General features: G+C 52.5%; 10 protein-coding genes. 4 read left to right on the top strand and 6 right to left on the bottom strand.

What is annotated here, in order from left to right:
- Position 1: 1 nt before the first annotated feature.
- The 6 genes from FDW94_RS01455 to dnaA all read right to left on the bottom strand — a co-directional run bounded on the left by FDW94_RS01455 (position 2) and on the right by dnaA (position 8,370).
- Positions 2 to 1,012, bottom strand: coding sequence for a hypothetical protein (locus FDW94_RS01455; RefSeq protein WP_233097539.1), 1,011 nt, complete (start codon positions 1,010 to 1,012; stop codon positions 2 to 4).
- Positions 1,013 to 1,183: 171 nt separating this feature from the next.
- Positions 1,184 to 1,996, bottom strand: a complete 813-nt coding sequence (gene yidA / locus FDW94_RS01450; protein ID WP_008786541.1) for a sugar-phosphatase — start codon at positions 1,994 to 1,996, stop codon at positions 1,184 to 1,186.
- 210 nt (positions 1,997 to 2,206) lie between these two features.
- Entirely contained in the window at positions 2,207 to 4,621 is a 2,415-nt protein-coding gene (gene gyrB / locus FDW94_RS01445) for a DNA topoisomerase (ATP-hydrolyzing) subunit B (RefSeq protein ID WP_008786542.1), read from the bottom strand.
- Between the two features lie 28 nt (positions 4,622 to 4,649).
- A complete protein-coding gene (gene recF / locus FDW94_RS01440) occupies positions 4,650 to 5,723 on the bottom strand; it encodes a DNA replication/repair protein RecF (RefSeq protein ID WP_003844434.1) in 1,074 nt (357 codons plus the stop codon).
- 138 nt (positions 5,724 to 5,861) lie between these two features.
- A complete protein-coding gene (gene dnaN / locus FDW94_RS01435) occupies positions 5,862 to 6,962 on the bottom strand; it encodes a DNA polymerase III subunit beta (protein ID WP_003023863.1) in 1,101 nt (366 codons plus the stop codon).
- 4 nt (positions 6,963 to 6,966) lie between these two features.
- Positions 6,967 to 8,370 carry a chromosomal replication initiator protein DnaA gene (dnaA, locus tag FDW94_RS01430; protein WP_003827078.1) on the bottom strand — a complete coding sequence of 468 codons (1,404 nt, stop codon included), beginning with the start codon at positions 8,368 to 8,370 and terminating at the stop codon, positions 6,967 to 6,969.
- 606 nt (positions 8,371 to 8,976) lie between these two features.
- Between dnaA and rpmH the strand changes: the two genes are divergently transcribed.
- From rpmH to yidC, 4 genes are read left to right on the top strand one after another with little or no spacing between them, the layout of a single operon-like run.
- On the top strand, positions 8,977 to 9,117 hold the full coding sequence (gene rpmH, locus FDW94_RS01425; protein WP_003023858.1) for a 50S ribosomal protein L34: 141 nt from the start codon (positions 8,977 to 8,979) through the stop codon (positions 9,115 to 9,117).
- Positions 9,118 to 9,134: 17 nt separating this feature from the next.
- Complete coding sequence (rnpA, locus tag FDW94_RS01420; protein ID WP_003844432.1) at positions 9,135 to 9,494, top strand: ribonuclease P protein component; 360 nt, start codon at positions 9,135 to 9,137, stop codon at positions 9,492 to 9,494.
- Positions 9,458 to 9,715 (top strand): membrane protein insertion efficiency factor YidD, encoded by a 258-nt coding sequence (gene yidD, locus FDW94_RS01415; protein WP_003023846.1) that lies wholly within the window; start codon positions 9,458 to 9,460, stop codon positions 9,713 to 9,715. The genes rnpA and yidD overlap by 37 nt, the downstream gene beginning before the upstream one ends.
- A 2-nt stretch (positions 9,716 to 9,717) precedes the next feature.
- Entirely contained in the window at positions 9,718 to 11,364 is a 1,647-nt protein-coding gene (gene yidC, locus FDW94_RS01410; protein ID WP_003827058.1) for a membrane protein insertase YidC, read from the top strand.
- Positions 11,365 to 11,403: the final 39 nt, after the last annotated feature.

Genomic DNA, 11,403 nt, shown 5'->3' with positions numbered 1-11,403 from the left:
CTCAAAAGCGATACTCTCCCGCCATGAAGAAACTGTTACGTTCAGCAAAGCCGATTTCGGTCGTGACGTTGAAGTTCCGGGTAATTTCATACTGTGCGCCCACCAGCACGTTCCAGGGGGATTGCAGATGCTGTTTAACGTCAAAGCGACCATTACCGTCTTTGTTGGCAATATCAACGAGTCTTTGCAGCGTTTCAGACGGCATGGTGAGGTCGTTAAGGCTACCGCTAAATTCTTGCTGCACGTCCTGGTACATACTGCCAACCCATAGATTCAACTTTCCGGATGGCAGGTGCAGCGCATCCACACTGGGGGTGGTAAAGCGATAACCGATGCGCGGAGAAAGGGTTAAGGCGTCAATACTCCCATCCAGAATATCGAACCGCGTCTGGGTGTAGTTGGCATCAAAAGCAGTAAACCAGTTGCCTACACCGCCAACCAGCGTCGTCCCTACGCCGTAGGTGGTGCCTTTAAAGTCGAGCTGAAACGCCAGATTCTGCAAACTGCTTGGTGTGCGGTCTTTAAGGGGGCCTTTTATCCCGACGCCTATTTGCGAAACGGAGTGGCCATCGGTATAGCCAATCAGGCCATAGACGTTCATAAACGGCAGCAGCCAGGCATCCAGCTTCAGCGTTTCGGTTTTACTGCTTTCGCGCGTATTACCGACGCTAATTTTAAACGCGTTATCCAGTGAGCGGCCACCGAGGGAAAGACCGTTGAAGTTAATACTATCTACATTAATATTTTGTCGGATATTCATGTAGTTAATATTCACGCCAAACGGTGCCGGTAGTTCATATCCGCGCTTACGCGCTTCATCGCCTAAAAAGGGCAAAATGGTGTGGTTTTCGGCAGGTTTAACCGTCGTTTTTTCCGGTACTGGCGCAGACAGACCGTCATCCTGATAGCCAAAGAGAGGTGTAATAGTTGAGCTGGAATCCGTCGCGGCACTGGCATGAAAAACCAGACAGGAAGACGTTATCAACACCACGCGGATGCTTGTGTTTGTCATAAGAAAGTTTAGTAGCAGGCAGGAATTGCCCAGATATAAAAGAAGAAAGGAGAGTATAGAAGTTACGTACTATGTGGAGGTATTAATGTGCGGTTTCACATCTGATAATATAAATATATGTTTTATAACATTTTAATGTTAATGCCCAGCCGAGGCCAGGCATAACACGCATCAGGAAAGGACGTATTTCTCTATCGCCCAGGCGACGCCATCTTCAAGGTTAGATTTCGTCACGAAGTTGGCGATTTCTTTGACTGACGGAATAGCGTTATCCATGGCAACGCCCACGCCTGCATATTCAATCATCGCAATGTCGTTTTCCTGATCGCCAATCGCCATCACCTCTTCGGCTTTAATGCCTAACGCATCGGCCAGCGATTTTACGCCCGTCCCTTTATTGACGCGTTTATCGAGGATTTCGAGGAAATACGGCGCACTTTTCAGCACGGTATACTTCTCTTTTACTTCCGCAGGTAGACGAGAGATAGCTTTATCGAGGATCTCCGGCTCGTCAATCATCATCACTTTCAGGAACTGGGTTGCGGGATCCATTTTCTCGGCTTCACAGAACACTAACGGGATGGTCGCGACAAACGATTCGTGCACCGTGTAGTAGCTGATATCACGGTTCGCGGTATACAGCGTATTGCGATCGAGGGCATGGAAATGCGAGCCGACTTCCCGGGAGAGCTGCTCCAGGTAACGATAATCATCATAGCTCAGCGCGGTTTGCGCCACGGTACTGCCATCCCCTGCTTTCTGCACCAGCGCACCGTTGTAGGTAATGCAGTAGTCACCGGGTTGTTCCATATGTAGTTCTTTCAGATAGCTGTGAACGCCGGCATACGGGCGTCCCGTGGTCAGCACCACATTCACGCCACGCGCGCGTGCCGCGGCAATCGCCGTTTTGACCGCTGGTGAAATGGTGTGATCGGGTAGCAGAAGTGTGCCATCCATGTCGATAGCAATAAGTTTGATAGCCATGAGTTCCCCGGATTAAATGAGTCCGTCCTCATGCTAACGCGATTCCGCTCAAAAAACAGCTACGAAAAGGGGGATAGAAAGGAGAATCGAGATTCCCCTTTTTGTAGATTGGTTGTCGTTTGTAGGCCTGATAAGCAACGCGCCATCAGGCACAATACAACGTCTTGCCGGATGGCGGCGTAAACCGCCTTATCCGGCCTACAGATTGGCTTAAATATCGATGTTCGCCGCTTTCAGGGCGTTCTCTTCGATAAATGCGCGACGCGGTTCAACGGCATCGCCCATCAGCGTGGTGAACAGCTGGTCGGCAGCAATCGCATCCTTCACGGTAACGCGCAGCATACGACGGCTTTCCGGATCCATGGTGGTTTCCCACAGCTGTTCCGGGTTCATCTCGCCCAGACCTTTATAACGCTGGATAGCGAGGCCACGACGAGACTCTTTCTGCAGCCATTCCAGCGCCTGCTCAAAGCTGGCAACCGGCTGGCGACGCTCGCCACGTTCGATAAACGCATCGTCTTCGATCAGCCCACGCAGCTTCTCACCAAGCGTACAAATACGATGGTACTCGCCACCGGTCACAAATTCATGTTCCAATGGATAGTCAGTATCGACACCGTGGGTACGCACCCGGATCACCGGTTCGAACAGGTTCAGTTCAGCGTCTTTACGCACGAAGCTATTCCAGGTGCTGCCGTGCATTTCGTTTTCATTAAGCACGTTAACCAACTGGGAAACCCAGGCCGTAACTTTCGCTTCATCAGCCAAATCAGCTTCTGGCAGCGTCGGTTGATAAACCAGCTCTTTCAGCAGCGCTTTCGGGAAACGACGTTCCATACGGCCAATCATTTTCTGCGTCGCGTTGTATTCTGAAACCAGTTTCTCTAACGACTCACCTGAAAGGGCTGGTGCGCTGGCGTTGGTGTGCAGCGTTGCGCCATCCAGAGCGATAGAGATCTGATACTGATCCATCGCTTCGTCATCTTTAATGTACTGTTCCTGCTTGCCTTTTTTCACTTTGTACAGCGGTGGCTGTGCAATGTAAACGTGACCGCGTTCAACGATTTCCGGCATTTGACGATAGAAGAAGGTCAACAGCAGCGTACGAATGTGCGAGCCATCGACGTCCGCATCGGTCATGATGATGATGCTGTGATAACGCAGTTTGTCCGGGTTGTACTCGTCACGACCGATGCCACAGCCGAGCGCGGTGATCAGCGTCGCAACTTCCTGAGAGGAGAGCATCTTGTCAAAGCGCGCTTTCTCGACGTTGAGGATTTTACCCTTCAGCGGCAGAATCGCCTGGTTTTTACGGTTACGGCCCTGCTTCGCAGAACCGCCCGCGGAGTCCCCTTCCACAAGGTACAGTTCGGACAGCGCCGGGTCACGTTCCTGACAATCCGCCAGCTTGCCCGGCAGACCGGCTAAGTCGAGCGCGCCTTTACGACGGGTCATTTCACGCGCACGACGTGCAGCTTCACGAGCACGTGCAGCATCAATAATTTTGCCGACAACGATTTTCGCGTCAGACGGGTTTTCCAGCAGATATTCGCTCAGCAGTTCGTTCATCTGCTGTTCTACCGCCGATTTCACCTCAGAGGAGACCAGCTTGTCTTTGGTCTGTGAGGAGAACTTCGGATCCGGTACTTTCACGGAAACAACGGCAATCAGGCCTTCACGGGCATCGTCACCGGTAGCGCTGACTTTCGCTTTTTTGCTGTAGCCTTCTTTGTCCATGTAGGCGTTCAGGGTACGGGTCATCGCCGCACGGAAGCCTGCAAGGTGAGTACCGCCGTCACGCTGTGGAATGTTGTTGGTGAAGCAGTAGATGTTTTCCTGGAAACCATCGTTCCACTGCAGCGCAACTTCAACGCCGATACCGTCTTTTTCGGTGGAGAAGTAGAAGATATTCGGGTGGATCGGCGTTTTGTTTTTGTTGAGATATTCAACAAACGCCTTGATGCCACCTTCGTAGTGGAAATGGTCTTCTTTGCCGTCACGCTTGTCGCGCAGACGAATAGAGACGCCGGAGTTCAGGAATGACAGCTCACGCAGACGTTTCGCCAGAATGTCGTATTCAAATTCAACAACATTGGTAAAGGTTTCGTGGCTTGGCCAGAAACGGACCTGAGTCCCGGTCAATTCTGTTTCGCCGGTTACTGCCAGCGGCGCCTGCGGCACACCGTGCACGTAAGTTTGCTGATGCACTTTGCCTTCACGACGAATCACCAGTTCCAGCTTCTGTGACAGGGCGTTGACGACGGAAACACCCACGCCGTGCAGACCGCCGGAAACTTTATAGGAGTTATCATCGAATTTACCGCCTGCGTGCAAAACGGTCATGATAACTTCCGCTGCCGAAACGCCCTCTTCCGGGTGAATACCGGTTGGGATACCACGGCCATCATCGGTAACGGACACGGAGTTGTCAGCGTGAATCGTTACCACGATATCTTTACAGTGACCCGCGAGCGCTTCGTCGATAGCGTTATCTACCACCTCGAATACCATGTGGTGCAGACCGGTGCCGTCATCCGTGTCGCCGATATACATACCCGGGCGCTTACGCACCGCATCCAGTCCTTTCAGGACTTTGATACTGGAGGAGTCATAAGAATTCGACATCAACGTTTCTCGCTCATTTTATCTTGGGTTAATCCGTTATTTTACCCTTTTCCACGGTAAACATCTTCGAATTTTCATCGGACATGTCTATAACGTGTTCAGCGCTGATTGCGCTGACAAAGACCTGAGATTGCGTGGCTTTTAAGCGGCTGGCCAGCAGTCCGCGACGCGCGTCATCCAGTTCAGAGGCAAAATCATCTATCAGGTACAGGCAGCGCCGCCCGCTTTCACGGGTCAGGAACTCCCCTTGCGCCAGACGTAAGGCGCACATCAGCAGCTTTAGCTGCCCACGCGACAACGTATCTTCCACCGGCGCACCGTCGGCGCGAATGCGGAAATCCGCCTTATGCGGGCCGTGCGCAGTGTAGGTCAACATGCGATCGCGTTCAAAACTGCGTTCCAGCACTTCGGCATAATCAGTCTCTTTCTCCCAGCCGCGCTGGAATGAGAAGGAGAGCGAAAACTCGGGAAGAAACTGCTGGCAGGTATCCGCCATATCCTGCGCGATACCGGCGCTGTACTCCGCGCGCCAGGTGCTGATTTGTTCCGCCAGTGGGATCAGTTCTTTATCCCACGGGCGCAGTTGCTCATAACGACTCACCTGGCGCAGCGCTGCATTGCGCTGCTTGAGCAGTCGCTTCAGGTTGCTCCAGGCGGTGAAAAATCCGGCTTCATTGTGAAAGCATCCCCAGTCAAGAAATGCTCTTCTGTATTTGGGGCCGCCGTTGAGTAAAGTAAACCCCTCAGGCGTGATCAGCTGCATCGGCATCAGGTGTGCCAGTTCAGCGACCTTGTGCCCGTCAGTGCCATCAATGCGCACTTTACTGTCGCCCAGTTTGTCTTTCGTCAGGCCAATCGACGTTTCACGTTCTTCACCCTGCAAACGCCCGTGTAAAACAAACGACTCCTGCTCGTGGCGAATCACGCGGCCAATCTGCAAACTGCGAAACGCCCGACCGTGGCCGAGCGTATAGATAGCTTCCAGTACGCTGGTTTTGCCGCTGCCGTTCGCGCCAACCAGGAAGTTAAAGCCGGGGGATAAAGCGAGATCCGCATTTTCAATATTGCGGAAATCTTTAATTAGCAGTCGGGATAGCGACATATCAACTCATAACCAGGGCGTTATCGTCGCAGTTAGTCTGGTTACGGCCAGCGCACAGCAACCGGAGCATACTGAAGTACGTGAGGATTGCGAGCACTGCCCGGAGCCAGAATAACAAGTAAGATAGCCCGATATTCTTTACAAGCGCATAGGCATGACAACATAGGCCGCGCTTTGGCTGGCGGCATCTTCAATCTGTACGCTCGATACGGAATCGGTCAGCAGAATACGCACGTTCTCGCACTTCAGCGCGTTCAGAACGTCCAGTACGTAGCTCACGTTAAAGCCGATTTCCAGTTCTGTACCAGGATAGGAGACATCCAGAATTTCTTCTGCTTCTTCCTGCTCCGGGTTGTTGGCGGTGATTTTGAGCTGGTTTTCGCTGACATACAGACGCACGCCGCGGAATTTCTCGTTCGACAGGATCGCCGCACGCGCAAACGCCTGTTTGAGGATATCGCAACCGGCTTCCAGATGTTTGTCCGGATTCTTCGGCAATACGCGGCGATAATCCGGGAAACGGCCATCAACCAGCTTAGAGGTGAAGATGAAGTCACCAACGTGTGCACGAATGTTGTTGCTGCCAATCTGCACACGCAGCGGGTTATCGCCGCCGTCGAGCATACGCATCAGTTCAATCACGCCTTTACGCGGTACGATCACCGAATGGCTTGGCAACGGCTGACCAACAGGCATTGAACAAACCGCCAGGCGGTGACCGTCGGTCGCCACGGTACGCAGCTCTTCCCCTTCGGTTTCAAACAGCATGCCGTTTAAGTAGTAACGTACGTCCTGATGCGCCATCGAAAACTGCGTGGCTTCAATCAGGCGCTTCATCGTCGCCTGCGGCAGGGTGAATTCGACTTCGCTCTGCCAGTCGTCCAGATTCGGGAAGTCGGCTGCAGGCAGCGTAGACAGCGAGAAACGGCTGCGGCCAGAACGCACCAGCATACGGTCGCCTTCCAGTTGAACGGCAATTTCCGCGCCTTCCGGCAATCCACGGCAAATATCGAAGAATTTACGCGCCGGAACGGTGGTCGCGCCAGGTTCATGAGGCTGGATCAGCGCCACGCGCGCCACCATCTCCATTTCGAGATCGGTACCGGTCAGCGAAAGCGTGCCGTCAGCAACCTGCAGCAGCAGGTTTCCGAGAATAGGCAGTGTAGGACGTCCACCCAGCGGGCCGCTGACCTGCTGAAGCGGTTTTAATAAATGTTCACGTTCAACGGTAAATTTCATAGCGTCACGAAGATAATGTTCTGATTAAATTGGAGAAATCTTCTTTAATATCATGGCTTTCTTCACGCAACTGCTCAATCTTGCGGCAGGCATGAAGCACGGTAGTATGGTCACGCCCACCAAACGCGTCGCCAATTTCCGGCAGACTGTGGTTAGTGAGCTCTTTTGCCAGCGCCATCGCCATCTGGCGCGGGCGAGCTACCGAGCGAGATCGACGCTTAGAAAGCAGATCCGCAATTTTGATTTTGTAATACTCCGCCACCGTCTTCTGGATATTGTCGATGGTGACCAGCTTTTCCTGCAAAGCCAGCAGATCGCGCAGCGCTTCGCGCACGAAATCGATAGTAATCGCCCGGCCGGTAAAATTGGCGTTGGCGATCACGCGGTTCAGTGCGCCTTCCAGCTCACGTACGTTAGAGCGTAGACGCTTGGCAATAAAGAACGCTACTTCACCCGGCAGACGAATGTCGTTTTCGTCGGCTTTTTTCATCAGGATCGCAACACGCGTTTCCAGTTCAGGCGGTTCGATCGCGACAGTCAGTCCCCAGCCAAAGCGGGATTTCAGACGATCTTCAACGCCGTTGATCTCCTTCGGATAGCGATCCGAGGTCAGGATGATCTGCTGATTGCCTTCCAGCAGGGCGTTAAAGGTGTGGAAAAACTCTTCCTGCGATCGCTCTTTATTCGCGAAGAATTGGATATCGTCAATCAGCAGCGCGTCAACGGAACGGTAGTAGCGTTTAAACTCTTCGATCGCGTTGTTTTGCAGGGCTTTGACCATGTCCTGCACAAAACGCTCGGAGTGCATATACACCACTTTGGCGTTTGGCTTACGCGCCATAATGCCGTTACCGACAGCGTGCAACAGGTGGGTTTTACCCAGACCCGTACCGCCATAAAGGAATAACGGATTGTAGGCGCCGCCAGGATTGTCCGCCACCTGACGTGCCGCCGCGCGCGCCAGTTGGTTAGATTTACCTTCAACGAAGTTATCAAACGTGTGTTTGACGTTGACGTTAGAACGATAGGTAGGTTCTGCCGGAGCCGGGACGTTATCCCAGCCTGGACGAGCCGCCGGAGCAGCACGTTGTGGTTGCACTTGCTGAGCCACGTGGGCGGGCGCAACAACGTTGTTGACCGGCGTTTTCAGCGTTTGCGTGACGGGTTTAGTGCCGACTTCAAAGCGCAGCTGTGGGGCATCCGCTCCACAGAAATTATTGAGTAATCCATTAATATTATTAAGGTATTTATCCCTTACCCAATCGAGCACGAAACGGTTTGGCGCATACAAAGCCAGCGTGTTATCGCTCAGTTCCGCCTGCAACGGGCGTATCCACATACTGAACTCTGTGGCTGGTAACTCATCCTGCAATCGGGCAAGACACTGCTGCCAAAGCGAAAGTGACACGGCGGACTCCACTCGAACAAAAGTCGATAAATGACAAAGGCTGAAACATTCATGATTGTTGACGCACATCGACAAGACCCTATGCAAAGGGTGACGTGCGAATTGCTATCTGCAATTTTTACCCGATCAGGATCCATTGAAACGATCAGGACCGCGGATCATAGCGTAAACTGAGAAAGAGATCTTCTGTTTCTCACAGATTCTTCCCGATTTATCCACAGGATGATCCAGAATCGGCTAAGTGTAAACGATCCTGGAGAAGTGCTGCAGGTTTTAGCGCGCATATTGAAAAAATTAATGAGTAAAGATGCTTTACTGCTTAAACGATCTAATAAAGATCCCGTGCGATCCTTGCGCTTTATCCACCAGCCCGTATAATTCTTACCCCCAGCGAGTAACGGTCGCCTTACGGCGTCAACGCTGCCTGTTTTTTACGCGAAACCATGCGGAAAAAAGCGGGAAATAAGGAAAGAGAATTGACTCCGGAGTGTACAATTATTACAATCCGGCCTCTTTAATCACCCACACTGTGGCGTAAGTCGTTCGAAATTCGTTCGGGTATACGCAAAAGTCAGTGAATTTATTCAAGTTTAGGTAGAAATCGCCATGAAACGCACTTTTCAACCGTCTGTACTGAAGCGCAACCGTTCTCACGGCTTCCGTGCTCGTATGGCTAATAAAAATGGTCGTCAGGTTCTGGCACGTCGTCGTGCTAAAGGCCGTTCTCGTCTGACCGTTTCTAAGTAATAAAAGCTAGCCCCTGAGTGGTTAAGCTCGCATTTCCCAGGGAGTTACGTTTGTTAACTCCCACTCATTTCACATTCGTCTTCCAGCAGCCACAACGGGCTGGCACGCCGCAAATCACCATCCTCGGCCGCCTGAATTCGCTGGGGCATCCCCGTATCGGTCTTACAGTCGCCAAGAAAAATGTTAAACGTGCGCATGAACGCAATCGGATTAAACGTCTGACGCGTGAAAGCTTCCGTTTACGTCAGCACGAGCTTCCAGCAATGGATTTCGTGGTGGTGGCGAAAAAAGGGGTTGCTGACCTCGATAACCGTGCTCTCTCGGAAGCGTTGGAAAAATTATGGCGTCGCCATTGTCGCCTGGCTCGCGGGTCCTGATAGCCCTCATTCGGGTCTATCAACGCCTGATCAGTCCGCTGCTTGGGCCGCATTGCCGTTTCACTCCAACCTGTTCGAGCTACGGAATTGAGGCATTGCGCAGGTTTGGAGTGATAAAAGGCAGTTGGTTGACGGTGAAACGCGTATTAAAATGCCACCCTTTACACCCTGGTGGTGACGATCCCGTCCCGCCCGGACCATTTGATACCAGAGAACACTAACGATGGATTCGCAACGCAATCTTTTAGTCATCGCTTTGCTGTTCGTGTCTTTCATGATCTGGCAAGCCTGGGAGCAGGATAAAAACCCGCAACCTCAGGCCCAACAGACCACGCAGACAACGACCACCGCAGCGGGTAGCGCCGCAGACCAGGGCGTACCGGCCAGTGGCCAGGGGAAACTGATTACGGTTAAAACTGACGTGCTTGATCTGACCATCAACACCCGTGGTGGTGATGTGGAACAGGCTTCACTGCCAGCTTACCCGAAAGAACTCGGTTCTACCGAACCGTTCCAGTTACTGGAAACTACGCCACAGTTCATCTACCAGGCACAGAGTGGCCTGACAGGTCGTGACGGCCCGGATAACCCGGCTAACGGCCCACGTCCGCTGTACAACGTCGATAAAGACGCGTTTGTACTGGCTGACGGTCAGAACGAACTGCAGATCCCGATGACCTATACTGACGCAGCGGGTAACACATTCACTAAAACGTTTGTTCTTAAGCGTGGTGAATATGCTGTCAACGTTAACTACAGCGTGCAGAACGCCGGCGAAAAACCGCTGGAAATCTCCACCTTTGGTCAGCTGAAGCAATCCATCAATCTGCCATCTCATCGCGACACCGGTAGCAGCAACTTTGCGCTGCACACCTTCCGTGGCGCGGCGTACTCCACGCCGGATGAGAAGTATGAGAAATACAAATTCGACACCATTGCTGAAAACGAAAACCTGAACGTCAATGCTAAAGACGGCTGGGTCGCAATGCTGCAACAGTATTTCGCAACGGCATGGGTTCCGCGTAACGACGGCACCAACAACTTCTATACCGCTAACCTGGGTAACGGCATTGCCGCTATCGGCTATAAATCACAGCCGGTACTGGTACAGCCAGGCCAGACTGGCGCGATGACCAGCACCCTGTGGGTCGGCCCGGAAATTCAGGATAAAATGGCGGCCGTTGCACCGCACCTGGATCTGACCGTGGATTACGGCTGGTTGTGGTTCATTTCTCAGCCGCTGTTTAAACTGCTGAAGTGGATCCATAGCTTCCTGGGTAACTGGGGCTTCTCCATCATCGTTATCACCTTTATCGTTCGTGGCATCATGTACCCGCTGACCAAAGCGCAGTACACCTCCATGGCGAAGATGCGTATGCTGCAGCCGAAGATTCAGGCTATGCGTGAGCGTCTGGGCGATGACAAACAGCGTCAGAGCCAGGAAATGATGGCCCTGTACAAAGCTGAGAAGGTTAACCCACTGGGCGGCTGCTTCCCGCTGATCATCCAGATGCCAATCTTCCTGGCGTTGTACTACATGCTGATGGGCTCCATTGAACTGCGTCATGCGCCATTCGCTCTGTGGATCCATGACCTGTCTGCACAGGACCCGTACTACATCCTGCCGATTCTGATGGGCGTGACGATGTTCTTCATTCAGAAGATGTCTCCGACCACTGTAACCGACCCGATGCAGCAGAAGATCATGACCTTTATGCCGGTCATCTTCACCGTGTTCTTCCTGTGGTTCCCGTCAGGTCTGGTGCTGTACTATATCGTCAGCAACCTGGTAACCATTATTCAGCAGCAGCTGATTTACCGTGGTCTGGAGAAACGTGGCCTGCATAGCCGCGAGAAGAAAAACTCCTGATTCGGTGTAGGCCGGATTAGGCGAAGCCGCCATCCGGCA

The organism is Citrobacter sp. wls757 (genome assembly GCF_005280935.1).
GTDB lineage: Bacteria > Pseudomonadota > Gammaproteobacteria > Enterobacterales > Enterobacteriaceae > Citrobacter > Citrobacter portucalensis.
Note: the sequence above shows the minus strand (reverse complement) of the source record. Positions and strands in the feature narration are given on the sequence as shown.